This is a genomic window from Chitinimonas arctica (assembly GCF_007431345.1).
GTDB lineage: Bacteria > Pseudomonadota > Gammaproteobacteria > Burkholderiales > Chitinimonadaceae > Chitinimonas > Chitinimonas arctica.
Map to the genome: position 1 here is coordinate 1,005,542 of NZ_CP041730.1, position 16,998 is coordinate 1,022,539.

Here is a 16,998-nt window from a genome sequence, read left to right on the forward strand (position 1 = left end):
GTAACCCTCACTCGGCTGCCGCTTTTGCTGCATTGAACCATTTGTTAGTAGTCTTACCTATGGTCGTAATGAACGTGCCGTTCGATTCCGTGACGATCATTCGGCCTCTCGAAGGAATCATAATGGCATCGCTGAATTGATGCCATTGACCTATACGCGCAGCTGCAAAATCAGCATTCTTGTACAACGCATTGGCAGCCGATTTCAACGCGGGGACCATTTTCTGCAACTCTTGCGGCGTCTTTCCCGTAACACCAAGCTCTTCAGCGTGTTTTATGAGATGCCCTGTCGCATTCCTACCCCATTGCAACTCTGCTGGTAAATTGGCAAGCGCATTTGCCCCAACCCCCGAGGCACCTGCTCCAGCCATCATACGTCCGGCAGCAAAAACCAAGCCTCTTTCTGCAATAGCTCCAACTCCCGCGCCACCAAGCGTCATAGCAGTTTCACCAGCTGTTTTAGGAGTCCAAGCAGAAGCCAGCACGCCAGGCACGCCTGTAGCAGCTTTACAAACTATGCTCTTGCATTCGTTATATTCATTCGCCCAGTACTGGGCGCTCTCTTCACCCTTTTGCGTCGTCCAACCATATGCGTCTTTAGCTCCTTGCATCAAGGTATTTGCAAATGACGCACTACTGTTTGCGGCATTGCTGTTTGCCGAAGCCTTCCTCGGAACAGAACCATTGCCGGCTTCGTTCTCTCCCTTTTGTCTGATGGCAACCGGTATCATCACACTACCGGTTTCACCTTCCATCCTCGGAATACGAGAGCCGGTCACTTCCACCGTTTTCGCTGCTTCGAACCCCGTTGGATCGGTCAGATTGGTCGGATTATTCCACACGTAGCTGTAGCGGTTATAGCTCTGGCTATGCTCCGGATCCTGGATGATGGGGTCGGCGCTCATAAAGCGCGCCACCAGCGGATCGTAGACGCGGCCGTTCATATGCACCAGATCCAAACCGTCCAGCATCTCGTGGCCGGTAAAGCCCTTGTTGTCGATCGCGCCGTCCACGTTGCTGGCACTGCCGTTCAGGTTGCGGCGTTTGCCCCAGGCGTCGTAGCTCAGCCTTTCCTTGAGCGCGCCGGTCTGGTCGCTGATGGCCACCACGCTACCAAGCCGGTCCTCATGGGTCCAGTGCTGGTCGGTACTGCTGCCCTTGTCGATTTCCACGCCCAAGCCGTTCGGCCAGTAGGTCTTGATAGCCTTGACCGTGCTGCCGGTGGTTTCCGCTTCGATGGCACCAGCGTAATAGATGGTCGTGCCGTCGCTCTTGATCTGCTTGGCGCGCTGATGCTCGGTGCCGTAGGCAAATTCGCTGGACGTGCCGCTACCGCAGCGACCGTCGGCGTTCAGGCTGCCCGTGGTGATGCAGTGCGGCATATCGAAGCTGGTCCAACTGAGCTTGCGGCCGGCACCTTCGATCAGGTTTCCATTGGCGTCGTAGCGGAAGGCGCCCAGGCTGCTGATGCTGCTGACCGCGTGCGGGCCACCGCTATTGGCGGCGCGCACGGCCTGGCCTTGTGGCGGGTAGGTGTAGGTACCTGCACCGGTCTTGCTCAGCATATTGCCGATGGCGTCGTACGTGAATTCCTGGGTAGGCTGGTTGGTGGCGGTCGCCTTGCTGAGGCGATTCAGATCGTCGTAGGCAAACGTCTCCGTCAAGCTGCTGTCCGCCCAAAACTGACTGCGCTGCTCGATATTGCCCAACTTGTCGTAGAGATAGTTCTCACGCCATTGCAAGCCGGTCTGCGGACTCGTCAGTTCCCCATCGCTCAGTCGGCCGGTATAGATGTTGTAGGTCTGTTGGATCTGCAAGCCATTACCGAGCGTGGCTTTGCGTACCCGGTTGGCGGCATCCTGCTCGGTGGCTTGCCATAGTGCTACCCCTTGCCGTTCGATCCGGCTGAGGTAGCCGTACTGGTTGTAGCGCTGCTCGAAGCGCTTGGCCTTGCTGGCGTCGGTGCCGCGCTGGTGGGTCTGGCGCAGGGATCGGCCCCAGGCGTCATACTCGGCTTTGCTGCTGTAGACCGTGTCCAGGGTCAGCGTGGTGGTGTCCGGACGGCCCAGGCTGTCGTAGCTGTGGGTACGTTGGTAGTCCTTGGCGCCGCTGCGCAGCGTGTAGGCCTCCGCCAGCTGGCCGATACCACGGGCAGCCGTGTCGTAGACCCAGCGGCTTTCCAGGCTCGGTTCGCTGCGGCTGGTCAGCCGGTCGAGATCGTCGTAAGTCGAGCGGGTGACCTGCTGTTTGGCGTCGGTCTGTTTCCAGACGCGGCCGAGCGGATCCACGTCGTAGTGGATGGTGCCCAGGTCCAGATCGTTCAGGTCGGTCTTGCGGCCCAGCAGGTCGTAAGTGATGCGGACGATATTCTTACCGGGGTCGATCACCTGGGTCAGGTTGCCGAAGGCGTCATGGCCGTACTCGGTGATACCCCCCTTGGCATCCTTGCTGACTTCCAGCTGGCCCAGCACATTGCGGATATCGGTCTTACTTTGCGGCTTCGGGTTGGTCAGGACAGTTTGCAGACCTTGATAGGTGGTCGTACTGGTCTGCTCGACATTGCCTTCATTGAGGGTAGCGACCAGGATCACCCGGTCCAAGTCGTCGTAGCCGTTGCGACTGGCCTTTAGTGGCGTACTGCCGGCAAACGCTGGCTGGTAGCTGATTTCCAGCCGGCCACGGCGGTCGTAGCTGTGGTCAGTGTTGATGACCTGCCCAGCGAAACCCCAGCTCTGGCTGCGCAAGGCATGGCCGGCGTTGTCGCTGTAGACCAGGGTCGGTACGGCAATGCGGTCGGCGCCCTTGTAGCTGTCGGTGATGGCCACTTGCGTTGCACCGGCAACGGGGCAACTGCCATTGCATTGCTTCAGGTAGCTACGCGTCTCGGTGCCATCCGCGCGCAGTTCGACCAACTTGCGGCCGAAGCCATCGACGGTCCAGGTGGTTTTGAAACCGTTCGGGCCGGTGACACTGGTTTGCGCGCCAGTGCGCGGGTCGTATGTGCGCGTTTCGCTGTGGCCAATGGCGTTCTTGACCGTTTGCGGGAAACGGCCTTTCGGATCGTATTGCACTTCTTCGAGGGTACGGCTGCGGTCGTTGTTGCTGACCGGGTCGCGCCAGGTCTGGGTCTTTTTGTTGACCAGGCCAAAGGGATTGCCGCTGCGGTCGAAGCGGGTGACCAGCTTCAGCTTGAGCGTGGCATCGTCGGGCTCGATGGTCTCGCTGGCCGGCAAGCCCTTGGCGTCGTAGCCATAGGCCACGGTACGGCTGATGGTCTGGCCATAGCCGTCGGTCTTGGCGTTGACGGTGCGGCTGACGAGGCCTTGTAGCCAAGGCGCATCGCCGGCATTGGCTGCCTGGTAGGTATTGATCGTCAGGTTGCGGAAGGTCTTGCCATTGCCGCTGATCAGGCTGTCGCTTTGCTTGAGGTTGCCCCAGTCGTCGTAGCTGGTGGCGGTGACGGTGTGGCCCAGCGGGCTGCGGTCCAGGTCGTACTTGTCGCCGATCTCGCTGCCGCTATAGACGAACCAGGTCGCGCTGCCGTTGGCTTGTTGGATAGCGCGGACTTGCGCATCGGCGGTGGTCTCGCTGAGGACCGCGCCGCTGGCGGCAAGGGTACGCTTACGTTCCAGCATGCCCCGGCTTTGCCACTGCGCCGGGTCCTGGCGGGTGGTGATCAGGCTGCGGATGCCGCTGGCCTGGGCAGTGGTCTCGACCACGCGGAAGCCGGGATTGGCACGGCCGGTTAGCTCGACCGCGCCGGCGGCGTAGCGATAGCTGGTAACGATTGGATCGGCCACGCCATTGTCGATGCGCAGCTTGCTCACAACCTTGGTAGGGCCGGGGGCAATGCGGCGCAGCGGATAGCGCACCGTATCGGCAGCAGCGGGGTCGAGCGCGGCGGCGCTGGTCAGGTAGAGATTGCTGTCGCGCAGCGAGCCGTATTCGACTTGGCTACGGCGAAGCGTGCCATCGGTGACGGCAAGCAACTTATCCAGTGCTTCACCAGGCTGGGCCGTTGACTCGGCGCTCAATACTTCCCATTTGCCGCCCAGCGTGTAATTGACCAGGTCCATGCGGCCATCGCCGTTGAAATCGCCGGTCAGCAAGCGGGCGGTTTCCTGCCAACGATTGCCCGCAGGGGCAGGACGCCCTGGCGGTGCGGTGGGGTACGGCAGCTGCGGCAGCGTCCAGCTTTCGCATTGGTAGCCACCGCTGCCGGTAATCCGGCAGACGCGCTGCACACCGCCGTAGGGGTCGCCGGCCAGGATATCGGCTTCGCCGTCGCCATCGATATCGCCGACGGCTTTGATCCGGAAATCGACTTGATCGGAACCGGCGCCGCTGAGGCGGTAACCGGTATCGGCGAGCGCACGACAGTCCAGCCTGGCGGCTGCCTCGCCGGTCGCATAGCATAAGCGTCCACCGGTCAGCCAATCCTTGTCGCCCCCTTCCAAGCCAAACAGCAGGTCGGTGTAGCCGTCGTGGTTGAAATCGGCCACCAGCGTGCTTTGCCCATGGGCGGTGACGGCCATGCGGGCCGAGAAGATACCGGTCGGATTGCCTTTCAGCACGCTCAGTTCGATAAAGTCCGCCACCTTGTGGTTGGCGGCGCCCTTCTCACTGCGGATATTGGCCCACACCCCGGTATGGGTGTCGATCCAATTGCGCCGCTCGGCATCGAAGCTGGCGCGGGTCAGCCGCAGCGGATCGGCGCGGCCATCGCCATTGATGTCGGCACTATCGCCGCTATAGCTGCGGGCCAGCAAGGGGCCGGCCTGCCCCAGGTCGAATTGGCCGCTGGCCAGCAAGCGGCAGCTGAAGGCGTTGCCGCTGGAAAGACAGAGCTGCTCATTGCTGGACGTCCCGTCTTCCGACGAGTAAATGCTACCGGGCAGCAGGATATCGGTGCGGCCATCGCCGTTGAAGTCGTAGACGGTAGGGAGACCGCTCCGGTTGCCCCCCGCTATGGCGTCCGCCTCGGCCCAGGCGCTACAGGTAAAGCCTTGACCTTCACGAAAGCGTGCGTAGCAAAGTTGGCGTTTGCTGAAGAATTGGCTACGGACCACGCCATAGCCATCGACCATGCCCTCAGCGCCCAGTAAGTCCAGCTGGCCATCACCATCGAAGTCGCCGGTTTCCAGTACGGTAAAGGCGGCAGGCTGGCCGGTGAACACGTTCTGGCTGTCGAAACCACGGCCATTGCCCAGGAACAGCCTGTGCATCCGGCCACCGACGCGGCGCTTGTCCAGCATATCGGTGTAGCCATCGCCGTTGAAGTCGCCCATCACGATCATATCGAGCGGATCATTGCCTTCCTCGGGCGGTGTGCTGCTCGAAGGCAGCGGGGGCGGCATGCTCGCCACCCAGTCTTCCAGAATGGGACCGTCCCAGTTGCCCAGGCTGACAAAGCGCTTGGTTGTACCGGCCGCCGGTTCGCCCCATTGGAAGGTGGTGGCCGGCAGACAGCGGACGGCGCTGTTGCGGTTACGGTCGCCGTCGCAGCGCTGCACGCTGCGCAACAGACTGCGCGCACTGCGCGGGCTTTGTACGTAATCGAGGGTATAGACACTGGCGATGTCGCCGCCATCGCCATTGGCCGCCGTATTGACCGCCGTGGTGATGGTCTTGAGCCGCTTCAGCAGATACGCCTTGCCGCCGGCGCCCCAGCCGGTGGTGTTGTCGGTGTTGTCCGGACGGTTTTCGTAGTCGAGCCGCACGATCACGTCGGCGTTGGTGGTGGCATGGCCGCCGTAGCGATACCAGGCGGGCAGGTTTTCACCGACGCTGGGGTCGTTCCGGTAGCCGAGGGTCATGCGGTTGCCGGAGCGGTCTTCCACTCGGTCCAAGGCCCAGCTGATGGCCTCCGTCTTACCTTGGGCCTGTACATAGCTATTGGCCTGGCCATCCAGGCCATTGACGCCGAAATAGCGGGTGTGGCCAGACTTGGTCTCGACCTTGAAACCCAGCTTGCCATTGGCACTGAAGCGGCTGATGCGGCTGAAGCTGTCGATTTCGGTGCGGTATTGGGCGTTCTCCGCCCAGTAGTTGGCATCGTTCATCGCCAAGTTGACCAGAACCAGCCGTTGGCCATCCAGACACAGGCGGTCGCGCGTGTCGAAACGGACGGTGTCGTGCTCGCCATCCTGGGCAATGCTGCGACTGCAGCGTTGCACGCTGGACCGGCCGCTCAGGCTCCAACCCAGCCCGGCGAGGCCGCTGCTGCCGTTGCTGTTGTAGTTGAGACTGAGGCTTGGAGCCAAACCAGCGGTACCCGGCGGGACGGCAATCGGCAGGCTATAGCTGGCCGCGCCACCGCCAACACTGAGCTCGCCTGGCAGACTGCCGGCATCCACCCCGCCAGTGATCAGGCCATCTACATAGCTGGAGGCGAAGCTAATCTTGACGGGGGTATCACCGCCGCCTCCCTGACTGGCCGTCACGGTCACCGCAACCGGCGCACTGGTGGTCACACCACCCAGACTATCCACCAGCTTGGCGGTCAGATTGGCATAGTTACCTGTGGGCACCGCCGTCCAGCTGTAGCTGTACGGCGCACTGCTGTCCTCACCCAGCTTGGTCGCACCATTGTAAAACTCGACACGGGTAATGCTGCCGCTGCCAATGGTGGCCGTGGCATTCAAGGTAATACTGGCCGGTGCCGTCAGGGTCTTGCCGGCTTCCGGGCTACTCAGACTGATGGTCGTACTGGGGATGACCTGCACGTAGCGGTGGGCCGCATACAGCGTGGTATTGCCCTGCTGGATACGCGCCGTAATCAGATACGGTGCAGCGCGCGGGGCGGCCCCGCGCTTGGTCACATAGCAGGTACCCGCTTCACTATCGGCCGTGACCCCTTGCGCCTTACCCAGCCATGCACCGTCGAACAGGAAGGACACATCGTCGCAACTACCCGTGCCATTGCTCAGCTTGATCCGCATAAAGATATCGGACACACCCTTGTACACCGCCAAATCGGCCGGCGTGGTCAGGGCAATGCGCAGGCTGCCCGGCATGGTGCAGTTGCGGTCCTCGCAGGGCAGTACCAGGCTGCCGCTGGCGGCAGTGGCCTGCACGAAGATCGGGCTGCCGGCGTAGCTGCTGGTATAGGGACTCAGATCAAAGCGCAGGCTGTGGCCGACACCGGGGGTGCCGCAGGCGGCTTGCACGGCGGCGTTGTCCAGCTCGTCGCTGAGGTTGGCCAGGTTGGCGGTGCCGATCGGCGTGCCGCCCAAGGCTTGAGTGGGGGCGTTCAGGAAGACCTGGTAGCTCATGGCTTGCGCCGTACCGGCCTGGCAGGTCCAGCCCACCAGTTGCGCCTTGCCGTCGGCACTGCTGCGAATGCCGCTCAGGCTGCCCAACAGCGGGCTGGTGGTGATATTGACCGGGAACGGCGTGGAGTCGGTGCTGGCACCCTGGTTGTCGGTGGCACGCAGCTTGAAGCGGTAGAAACCGGCCGGCAGATTGTGGACATAGCTCAAGCTGGCGGTGGGCGTTGTACCCAGCACGGTCTTGATGGGGGTGGCGCTATAGCCGCTGCCGCTGTCGAGCAGCAGTTCCAGCTTGGCCACTTGGCCACCGACGTCGCTGCCGCTGCCGGTCAAGGTGATGGCGGCGGTTTGGCCGGCGGCAATCCGTACATTGCTGGGACTGGCACTGAGCGTGGCGGTAGGCCGGGCCGGATTGGCGCCGGCAACCGTGTTGAGGATTTCGACACTGCTGGTCGAACCGCCGGGACCGGTAGCGGTCCAGGTGCAGCTTGACGGATAGCCGACCCAGGCGGCACTGGCCGTGCTGGGGATATTGCCGCTGGTGGCCAGAGCCAGATTGCTGACCGTGTAGCCGGTACCGCTGGCGGTACAGCTTAACGACACGGCGGTGGCGTTGGTGGTAGACCAAGTGGAGGTATACGCCTGCCCCGCCGTCATGGTGGTGGGATTGCGCTGTACCGTGATGGTCGGTGCCGGCGGCTTGACCGTGGTCAGCGTTTCCCCCTTGCTGCTGGAACCGCCGGGACCGGTAGCGGTCCAGGTGCAGCTTGACGGATAGCCGACCCAGGCGGCACTGGCCGTGCCGGGGATATTGCCGCTGGTGGCCAGAGCCAGATTGCTGACCGTGTAGCCGGTACCGCTGGCGGTACAGCTCAGGGATACGGCGGTGGCGTTGGTGGTGGACCAGGTCAGGTTATACGGCTGGCCGGCCACCATGGGCGATGGCACGCGTTGCAGATTGATCGTAGGCGGGGGCGCAGCAGCGACCGTGGTGAAATAGTCCGCTGCGGCAGCGCTGCCGTCCGGGCCTTTGGCGGTCCAGATACAGCGTGAGGGATAGCCGACCCAGGCGGCGCTGGCCGTGCCAGGCGCACTGCCGCTGGTACCGACCGTACCCGTACCCGCAAAGCCGGTACCGGCGGCGGTACACTCGAATGTGACCGACGTGGCGTTGCTGGTGCTCCAACTGACGCTATAGGGCTGACCGGCAATCAAGGGCGCTGGCGTGCGCTGCACCGTGATCGTGGGCACGGCCGCCAGGGCGGAGACGCCGAGCAGCAAGGCACCTAAGCTCGCCAGCCAATCCGTACCACGTGTGTTGCCCAGTACCGCCAAACGATGTGCCACGCCAGCTTTACGCATTCTGTTTCTTTTCGATAAATCAAAGTGATAGCGCGCACAACGAGGAGGATGGCACGCCCGGCTAAGCGCCGGGGCGCGGAATATATATGAGCAGGATTGGAATGGGCAAGCGAATTATTGCGGCGCAACAAACAATCTAAGGCAGCAATGGCTTGTAGACTGGGTTGTGGGCAAAAGCGAGGAAATCTACTTGCGCCTAAAAAAAAGGCATATCGCCATACTTCACTACCTGCCAACAGGTTAGCCGACATGTTCCAAGGTTATGCCAGTACTTATCCCCAGGGTATGGGGATAGCTTCCGGGAGAGTACGAAGCGGCTATCGGCGCGGCCCGGCTCAGCAACTGCCAACTGAAGTCATGGCAACTCGACAATGAGGCAGATAGGCGAGTTCACGTGTGACCAGCGCGTGAATACATAAACTGCTTGAAGCCGCCGGGGAATAGTTGGGAGACCGCAAAAACCTTGCAACTACATGGTTTTGATGAGATCAGAGCGGCTTGGGAATGGCGCCTCCGACTGGAATCGAACCTGTCACTGCATATTCCCAGATGAACGACCGGAAAAGCTTGTCGCCTGAACGCATTTGACATTGCTGTCTAGGCTTTGTCGAGGATGAGCGGGCCTTGCCATCGTGATAGGGCAAAAGCACCCCTATTGACGAAGACCGAAAGACTATGCTTGACGAAATATAAGCAACAACCTAACCGCACGCGCTCCGCCGGAGAGCAGAAACGAAAAAGCCCCAACCAGAAGTCGGGGCTCAAAAAATGCTGGCGTAAATGCTGGCGTAACCCAGTCAAAACAGGTCCAAAACAGTCCAAATACGCCACTCTTTTAAAATCTAAGTCATTGATTTTAAAGTAATTCTTGGCGGAGAGGGGGGGATTCGAACCCCCGATAGGCTATTAACCTATACACGCTTTCCAGGCGTGCGACTTAAGCCGCTCATCCACCTCTCCAGTACTTGTCTTGGCAGGACCAAACACAAGGGCGCGAATAGTACCCGAGCATGTGCCGTTCCGCAATCTCGGCGGCACCGATTGTGAAGATTATTTCCTGGCGTGCAGTCCGCACTCCTTGTTTTCCGGGTTTTCCCACCACCAGCGGCCGGCGCGAATGTCCTCGCCCATGGCGATGGCGCGGGTACAGGGCTCGCAACCTATGCTGGGGTAGTGTTTATCGTGCAGGGCGTTGTAGGGCACATCGAAGGCCTTGATATAGGCCCACACATCTTTCTCGGTCCATTCCAGCAAGGGATTGAACTTGCGCAGGCCATTGGCGTCATCCCACTCTTCCGGGGCCATGTCGGTGCGCGTGCTGGCCTGCTCGCGGCGCAGGCCGGTCACCCAGGCTTGCCGGCCAGCCAGCGCTCGCTTGAGCGGTTCGAGCTTACGAATGGCGCAGCATTGCTTGCGCAATTCGACCGACTCGTAGAAGGCATTGATGCCCTTGTCGTTGACATAGGCTTCTACCGATTCCGCGCGGGGGAAATACAGTTTTACCGGCTGTGCCGGGTAGCGTTCCCGGGTTTGTTGCATCAATGCATACGTGTCGGCGGGCAGGCGGCCGGTGTCCAGGCTGAATGATTCGATGGCGATTTCATGGCGGGCGATCAGGTCGGTCAGGACCATATCCTCCGCCCCCAGCGAGTTGGCGAACACGGCGGGACCGTGTTCGGCAGCGATCTGATGCAGCAAGGCCAAGGTAACATCCAACTTGGCCTGCAGTGCTGGGCTCAATGCGGCTTGCACGATGATGGCTCCAAGGTGGGCGGTTGCGGTACGGGAAGGACATCATGCTAGGCCCACGCCTAATAATCATTAAAGACTGATGTGTTAAGATTTTATAAAGGTCGGTTATTTCAAATGTGTGGACAAGGTGTGACATGAAGCTTCAACAACTGCGTTACCTGGTCGAAGTGGCGAAGCAGGGCCTGAACGTGTCGGACGCGGCCGAGGCCTTGCATACCTCACAGCCCGGCATCTCCAAACAGATCAGGCTGCTTGAAGACGAGCTGGGCGTACAGGTGTTTGTCCGCAACGGCAAACGCGTGGTGGATGTAACGGCGCCTGGCCGGGAGATCCTGAAGATCTCCGAGCGCATCCTGCGCGAAGCGAAAAACCTCAAGCGCGTGGCGGAAGAGTTCGTCAACGAAGAAGAAGGCAGCCTGGTGGTCGCCACCACCCACACCCAGGCGCGCTATGCGCTACCACCGACCATCCATGACTTCATGCAGCGCTACCCCGGCGTCAAGCTGCAGATCAAGCAAGGCAGCCCCACGCAGATCTGCGAATACGTGATGGACGGCACCGCCGATATCGCGATTGCCACCGAGGGCATAGACCAGTTCCCCGAGTTGGCCATGCTGGACTGCTATAGCTGGAACCGCAGCATCATCGTGCCGGACAACCATCCCCTGCTGGATATCAAGGGCGTGTTGAAAATCGAGGACGTGGCCCGCTACCCCATCATCACCTACGATTTTGCCTTCACCGGCCGCTCCAAGATCAACCGTACCTTCGAGACCGCCGGCCTCAGCCCCAATGTGGTGCTGACCGCCATCGATACCGACGTGATCAAGACCTATGTCAGCCTGGGCTTGGGCATCGGCATCGTGGCCAGCATGGCTTTCGATGTGAAACGCGACCAGGGCCTGTTCGCGATCGATGCCTCGCATCTGTTCGAAGCCTCCACCACCCATATCGGCATCCGCCGCGACGCCTATCTGCGCGGTTATACCTATGCCTTTATCGAGCGTTTCGCGCCGCACCTGACCCATGCCGTGGTGGATGCGGGACTAAACAACAAGGGTGACGATTAGTCGTGCAATTTCCGATTGCCGGATATAACATACTCACAAGAATGTCTAATCCGGCGCATCACCAACAAGAGGAAACTGTCATGAAATCCAGCCTGCTCCTGGCACTGTGCCTACCCTTGGCAGCCTGCAATGTCCACGTCGGTACCGACGAGAAGAGCGGCGAAGTCCGCGAAATCAATATCTCGGTCACCGGCGAAAATGAATTGGCGGGGAATGGCAAACATGCCAGCCAGACGCGTACGGTAGGCGCCGTCAAGGAAGTGGAAGCAACCGGCAGGGTCGATGTGCAGATTCGGATCGGCGCTACGCCCAGCCTGACGGTGGAAGGTGACGAAAACCTGTTGGCCGAGGTGGTGACCGAGCAAGCGGGCGACAAACTGATCATTCGCAACAAGCGCTCCTTTTCCAGCAAGGGACCGCTCAAGGTCATCCTGGTCACGCCAGCGGTTGCCGTCCTGCGGAGCACCGGTTCGGGGGATATCTCGGTCGAAGGCCTGGCCGGTGGCGATTTGAAGCTGGAATCGACCGGCTCCGGCGATATCAAGCTGGCGGGCCAATTGGGACTGCTGACGGCCCGCCTGGTCGGCTCCGGCGATTTGCAGAGCGAAACCTTGAAGCCCGCCAACATCACGCTGGATCTCCTCGGTGCGGGCGAAGTGACGATGGGCTCGGTCGATGTGGATCGTTTTGAAGCCAATCTCAAAGGCTCCGGCACCATCACGGCGTCCGGCACCGCGAAAACACTGGTGGGCAGCGTATTGGGTTCCGGCGATCTGCAATTGGAGCAACTGCATGCCCATACCGCCGAACTACAGCTGATGGGTTCGGGCGACATCATCGCCTATGCCAGCACCTCGGTCACCGCCGCCGCCATGGGTTCGGGCGAGATTATCATCCATGGCAAACCGGCCAAGCAGCAGTTGAGCGGTGATAACGCCAGCCTGGCCTCCTGAAGGTAACGCCTGCGTGGCGCATCTCGAACTGGGTCGGAATAATTCACTAGACGACCGGTCTAATTTAGATTTACACTGCGCAGCATGACAGTCCGCCAGTTCGACGATACCCGTGAACACCTGCTCGCCACCGGCGCAGCCATTATGCTGGGCAAGGGATTCGCGGCAGTAGGCCTGACCGAGATCCTCGCCGCGGCGCAGGTGCCCAAGGGTTCGTTCTATCACTACTTCGAATCCAAGGAAGCCTACGGCGTGGCGCTGCTGGAGCGCTACTTCGGCATGTATCTGAGCCGGCTGGACGAGCTGGTGGCCAATACCGAACTGACCGGCCGCGCCAAGCTCGATCAGTATTTCGCGGCCTGGCGCTGCGCCAGCGACGAAAGCGATGTCCCGTCGCGTTGCCTGGTGGTGAAGCTGACCGGCGAGGTCTGTGACTTGTCCGAGTCCATGCGGGCGCAGCTGGAGCACGGTATCGCTGCGGTCATCGAGCGGCTGGTGGTCTATATCGAGACCGGCCGGGCCGATCGCTCCATTCCAGCAGGACCGCCGGCCGATGTCCTGGCAAGAAGCGTCTATCAACTTTGGCTGGGCTCGGCCCTGCTGACCAAGGTACAGAATAATACCGAGGCTTTCGATTTCGCCCAGGCGGCAACTGAACGCATGTTGCACGCTTAGGCTGCTTGAACGTTTCACCCCATTCCGGCCTGAGGGCCGGATTATTTGGCCGCCAATCTAGACGACTGGTCTATTACAAAGGAAGAAACCGATGTCCATCGACAAGCTGTTAACTCCCCTTACCACCGGTAAGACCCAGCTGACCAACCGTATCTGGATGGCGCCGCTTACCCGCTCACGCGCCAGCCAGCCGGGCGACCTCCCCAGCGAACTGAATGCCACCTACTATGCGCAACGCGCCAGTGCCGGCCTGATTGTGACCGAAGCCACCCAGATTTCCCGCCAGGGCCAGGGCTATGCCTGGACGCCGGGTATTTATACGGATGCGCAGGAAGCCGGCTGGAAAACGGTGGTGCAGGCGGTACACGGCGCGGGCGGCCGGATTTCCCTGCAACTTTGGCATGTAGGCCGCATCTCGCACAGCTTGCTGCAAGCGGACGGCCAGGCGCCGGTCGCACCGTCGGCGATCCGTGCGGAGAACTCGCAAAGCTTCGTGGTACTGGCGGACGGCACACCGAGCAGCCAGCAATGTGAAACGCCACGCGCCTTGGCCGAAGCGGAATTGCCCGGCATCGTCGCCGACTATGCCGCCGGTGCCCGCCGGGCCGCGCGGGCTGGTTTTGATTTTGTCGAAATCCATGCCGCCAACGGCTACCTGCTGAATCAATTCCTGGACACAAAGGCCAACCAGCGCCAGGACCCATTCGGGGGTTCGCTGGAAAACCGCGCGCGACTGCTGTTGCAAGTAGTGGATGCCGTGGTCGCCGAACTGGGTGCCGACAAGGTTGGCGTACGGCTGTCGCCGAATGGCGTATTCAACGATATGTCGCCTATCGACAACGAAGCCATGGCCGTCTATCTGGCGGAGCAATTCCAGCAACGTGGCTTGGCCTATCTGCATATCGCCGAACCGGACTGGACAGGGGGCGCCGCGCTCAGCGATGCTTTCCGCCGCCAGCTTCGCCACGCATATCATGGCAGCCTGGTGTTCTGCGGTCAGTACGATGCGACCAAGGCCGAGGCGCTGCTGGTGAGCGGCGTGGCCGATGCGGTTGCGTTCGGCCGGCTCTATATCGCCAACCCTGACCTGGTGACACGCTTCAGTCGCAATGCCGAACTGAACACGCCGGACGGCAACACCTTCTACGGTGGGGCGGAGCAGGGCTATACCGACTATCCATCACTGGGTAATTGATCGGTAGACCGCTGCACACGGGATGCGCGCAATTCTGCGGCATCCCGTAATATCCTGGCATCCCCTCCCGCCTAGGCCTGCCATGAAGCTCGCCCTCGACCTGCCCGATGCCGCCGACCGGCCCCAGTCTGCTTTGCAGAATGTGCTGCAGCAGGCTTTTTTCGATGTGTTCGAGCGCCAGTTCGCCGGCGCGGTGGTGGTCAATACCGACGCGCGGGTGGTTTGGATGAATCCCCATTACGCCGAGATCCTCGGCTTTGCCGACCCCGGTCGGATTCTTGGCGAGCGCGTCGATATGCTGCTGCCCAACACGCGGCTGACCGAGGTTTTGCGCACGGGCGAACCCATCCTGCTGGACTTCATGACCCATCGCGACCGCACCTTCGTGGTGTCGCGCTTTCCCATCCGCGATGACCAGGGTTGCCTGATCGGCGCCGGCGGCATCATGCTGTACGACGCCTGGCAACCGCTAAAACCCTTGATGGATAAATTCAGCCGCTTGCAACAAGGCAGGCTGACCCCAAGGCGCGATCCTGGCCAGGAACGCACCACCCGCTACAGTTTCGCCGATGTGGTGGGCGAAAGTCCGGCTTGCCGGCGCATGAAGGAATTGGGCAAGCGCGCCGCCGGGCTCGATGCCACGGTGTTGTTGCTGGGCGAGACCGGTAGCGGCAAGGAACTGCTGGCACAAAGCATACACGCCGCCAGCATGCGGGCGAGCCAGGCCTTCGTGGCGCTCAATATCGCCGCCATTCCGGACACCTTGCTGGAGGCCGAACTATTCGGCGCCGCGCCGGGCGCCTATACCGGCGCGGATAGGCGCGGCCGGGACGGCAAGTTCAAATTGGCCGACGGCGGTAGCATTTTCCTCGACGAGATCGGTGATCTGCCGCTGAGCACCCAGGCCAAATTGTTGCGCGTCTTGCAGGAATTGGAGATAGAGCCGCTGGGCGCCAATCAGCTGATCAAGATCGATGTACGGGTCATTGCCGCCACCAGCCGCGATTTGCCGGCCATGGTCAGCCGGGGCGAATTCCGCGCCGATCTGTACTACCGCCTGAATGTGCTGCCCATACGCCTGCCGCCGCTGCGCGAGCGGGTGGAGGATATTCCTGCCCTGGCCACCAAGCTGCTGGAAGATATCCATCGCCGCAGTGGCGCCGCCCGGGTGGAATTGAGCGGGGAAGCGCTGAACTGGCTGGCGACGCAGCCCTGGCCCGGCAATATCCGCGAACTGCGCAACGCATTGGAACAAGCCACCATGCTGGCGGACCGGGATACGCTGCTACCCGCCGACTTTCTCTCCGCCGCTGCGCCGACCGGCATGGCACCCGTCACGCTGGCGGAAGCCGTGCGCCGAGCCGAGATCGAAGCCATTCGCACCGCCTTGCAGGCAAGCGCGGGCAATAAGGCGGAAGCGGCCCGCCTGCTCGGCATAGGCCGCGCCACACTCTACGAAAAGCTCGCCAACCACGGTCTGGACAGGCCGCAATTAGAGAGCTAGCGCAAAGGCAGGGCGGATTCCTGCAAGGCGCCCCGCCTGCTCAGCTTGCGCAGGTGTCGTTCTACGTCGCCGGCATCAAGGGGGCCGCCGTGGCCCATATGGAAACGCTGCCCGCCGGCCAGTACCATCCTTTGCAATACCGCCGACACGACCGCCGGATCGTCCTCGAACGGTGGACGCTTGGGCCGGTCGGTCAGTGCAATGCCGCCTAGCAGCAAGCCAGAGGAAATCAGATCGCCCACCAGCATATCCCGCGAGCCGAGTTCGACGGCCAGCGAGCCGGCCGTATGGCCGCCGGTATGGCGGACCACGCCGTCCACACCAAACCTGTGCAAGTCCAGCGCTTCATCGGCCTGCAGCAGGATGTCCGGTTCAAAGGCCGCATACGGCTCATACATCAGCCCCGAGCGCAGGAACAGCCGACCGAACCAGCCGGTTGGACAAAACGTCATCGCTTTTTCGCGGCGGTAGTAAGGTAGGTCGGCCACATGGGCAGCGACCGGCGCCCCGGTCAAGTCGCGCAGCTTGGCCGTTCCGCCGGCATGGTCGACGTGCGCGTGCGTTATCACGATCAGCTTGATGTCGCGAAACGACAGTCCCAAGCGTCGCAGCGCGGAATCTATCCTGCGCTCGGTGCCGGGCAGCCCGGCATCCACGAGAATCGCGCCTTGAGATCCGTGAATCAGATGGGCGTTAACCAGCCCACCCGGCAGGATGGGGATGCGGGAGATGACGGCATTGCGCACGGGTATTCCTTTCAACAGCAGATGTGTTGGTTTCAAAAGGTCTTCCGCGGCTACTATCCCGTCGCTGTTCCGGTCTTACAAGAACGCACAATTTTGTGCGCCAGTTACCCTGGAGTAACGCTTATGCAAAAACAATGGCATACCGATAACCCGCTGCAATGCCCTCTCGTGGCGGCAGTCAACGTCATCGGTGGGAAGTGGAAGACTATCATCCTGCATATGCTGATGAGCGGAACGATGCGGTTCGGCGAACTGCAGAAGCAGATTCCGCCGATCAGCCAGAAGATGCTGACGCAGCAGCTCAGGGAATTGGAGGTGGATGGCGTGATAGAGCGGACGGTGTACGCTGTCGTACCGCCGCGAGTGGAGTATTCGCTGAGTGCAAAGGGAGCCGAACTCGCTCCGATACTTTCGGACTTGTATTCATGGGGGGAGCAAAGCTTGCGCCTGAACTCCCCCCTCTAGGTCGCG

The 16,998-nt window shown here is 61.3% G+C and carries 9 protein-coding genes and 1 tRNA gene; 6 read left to right on the top strand and 4 right to left on the bottom strand.

Going from position 1 to position 16,998, the window contains the following annotated elements; translation table 11 throughout:
• Positions 1 to 7: 7 nt before the first annotated feature.
• The 3 genes from FNU76_RS04480 to FNU76_RS04490 form a co-directional block, all read right to left on the bottom strand.
• On the bottom strand, positions 8 to 8,632 hold the full coding sequence (locus tag FNU76_RS04480; RefSeq protein ID WP_143856591.1) for an RHS repeat-associated core domain-containing protein: 8,625 nt from the start codon (positions 8,630 to 8,632) through the stop codon (positions 8 to 10).
• A gap of 869 nt (positions 8,633 to 9,501) precedes the next feature.
• A tRNA-Ser gene (locus tag FNU76_RS04485) sits at positions 9,502 to 9,592 on the bottom strand.
• A 90-nt stretch (positions 9,593 to 9,682) separates the two neighbouring features.
• Complete coding sequence (locus tag FNU76_RS04490; protein ID WP_143856592.1) at positions 9,683 to 10,384, bottom strand: phosphoadenylyl-sulfate reductase; 702 nt, start codon at positions 10,382 to 10,384, stop codon at positions 9,683 to 9,685.
• Positions 10,385 to 10,518: 134 nt separating this feature from the next.
• Between FNU76_RS04490 and cysB the strand changes: the two genes are divergently transcribed.
• The 5 genes from cysB to FNU76_RS04515 all read left to right on the top strand — a co-directional run bounded on the left by cysB (position 10,519) and on the right by FNU76_RS04515 (position 15,781).
• Positions 10,519 to 11,454, top strand: a complete 936-nt coding sequence (gene cysB / locus FNU76_RS04495; protein ID WP_143856593.1) for an HTH-type transcriptional regulator CysB — start codon at positions 10,519 to 10,521, stop codon at positions 11,452 to 11,454.
• Between the two features lie 80 nt (positions 11,455 to 11,534).
• The gene (locus FNU76_RS04500) at positions 11,535 to 12,407 is read left to right on the top strand and encodes a head GIN domain-containing protein (RefSeq protein ID WP_179958349.1); all 873 of its coding nucleotides are present in this window, start codon (positions 11,535 to 11,537) and stop codon (positions 12,405 to 12,407) included.
• Between the two features lie 84 nt (positions 12,408 to 12,491).
• Positions 12,492 to 13,082: a TetR/AcrR family transcriptional regulator gene (locus tag FNU76_RS04505; protein ID WP_143856595.1), complete on the top strand. Its 591-nt coding sequence runs from the start codon at positions 12,492 to 12,494 to the stop codon at positions 13,080 to 13,082.
• A 91-nt stretch (positions 13,083 to 13,173) separates the two neighbouring features.
• Complete coding sequence (locus FNU76_RS04510) at positions 13,174 to 14,277, top strand: alkene reductase (protein ID WP_143856596.1); 1,104 nt, start codon at positions 13,174 to 13,176, stop codon at positions 14,275 to 14,277.
• 82 nt (positions 14,278 to 14,359) lie between these two features.
• Positions 14,360 to 15,781 (top strand): sigma-54 interaction domain-containing protein, encoded by a 1,422-nt coding sequence (locus FNU76_RS04515; protein ID WP_143856597.1) that lies wholly within the window; start codon positions 14,360 to 14,362, stop codon positions 15,779 to 15,781.
• On the opposite strand, the gene FNU76_RS04520 is transcribed toward FNU76_RS04515, so the two are convergent.
• Positions 15,778 to 16,527 carry an MBL fold metallo-hydrolase gene (locus FNU76_RS04520; protein ID WP_223879221.1) on the bottom strand — a complete coding sequence of 250 codons (750 nt, stop codon included), beginning with the start codon at positions 16,525 to 16,527 and terminating at the stop codon, positions 15,778 to 15,780. The two genes, FNU76_RS04515 and FNU76_RS04520, sit on opposite strands and share 4 nt — an antisense overlap.
• Positions 16,528 to 16,650: 123 nt before the next feature.
• On the opposite strand from FNU76_RS04520, the gene FNU76_RS04525 reads away from it, so the two are divergent.
• Entirely contained in the window at positions 16,651 to 16,992 is a 342-nt protein-coding gene (locus FNU76_RS04525) for a winged helix-turn-helix transcriptional regulator (protein ID WP_143856598.1), read from the top strand.
• Positions 16,993 to 16,998: the final 6 nt, after the last annotated feature.

What these genes read in the sequence shown, in the direction of transcription:
- FNU76_RS04480 (WP_143856591.1), bottom strand. Translation starts at nt 8,632, where the DNA reads ATGCGTAAAGCTGGCGTGGCACATCGTTTGGCGGTACTGGGCAACACA.
- cysB (WP_143856593.1), top strand. Translation starts at nt 10,519, where the DNA reads ATGAAGCTTCAACAACTGCGTTACCTGGTCGAAGTGGCGAAGCAGGGC.
- FNU76_RS04500 (WP_179958349.1), top strand. Translation starts at nt 11,535, where the DNA reads ATGAAATCCAGCCTGCTCCTGGCACTGTGCCTACCCTTGGCAGCCTGC.
- FNU76_RS04505 (WP_143856595.1), top strand. Translation starts at nt 12,492, where the DNA reads ATGACAGTCCGCCAGTTCGACGATACCCGTGAACACCTGCTCGCCACC.
- FNU76_RS04510 (WP_143856596.1), top strand. Translation starts at nt 13,174, where the DNA reads ATGTCCATCGACAAGCTGTTAACTCCCCTTACCACCGGTAAGACCCAG.
- FNU76_RS04515 (WP_143856597.1), top strand. Translation starts at nt 14,360, where the DNA reads ATGAAGCTCGCCCTCGACCTGCCCGATGCCGCCGACCGGCCCCAGTCT.
- FNU76_RS04525 (WP_143856598.1), top strand. Translation starts at nt 16,651, where the DNA reads ATGCAAAAACAATGGCATACCGATAACCCGCTGCAATGCCCTCTCGTG.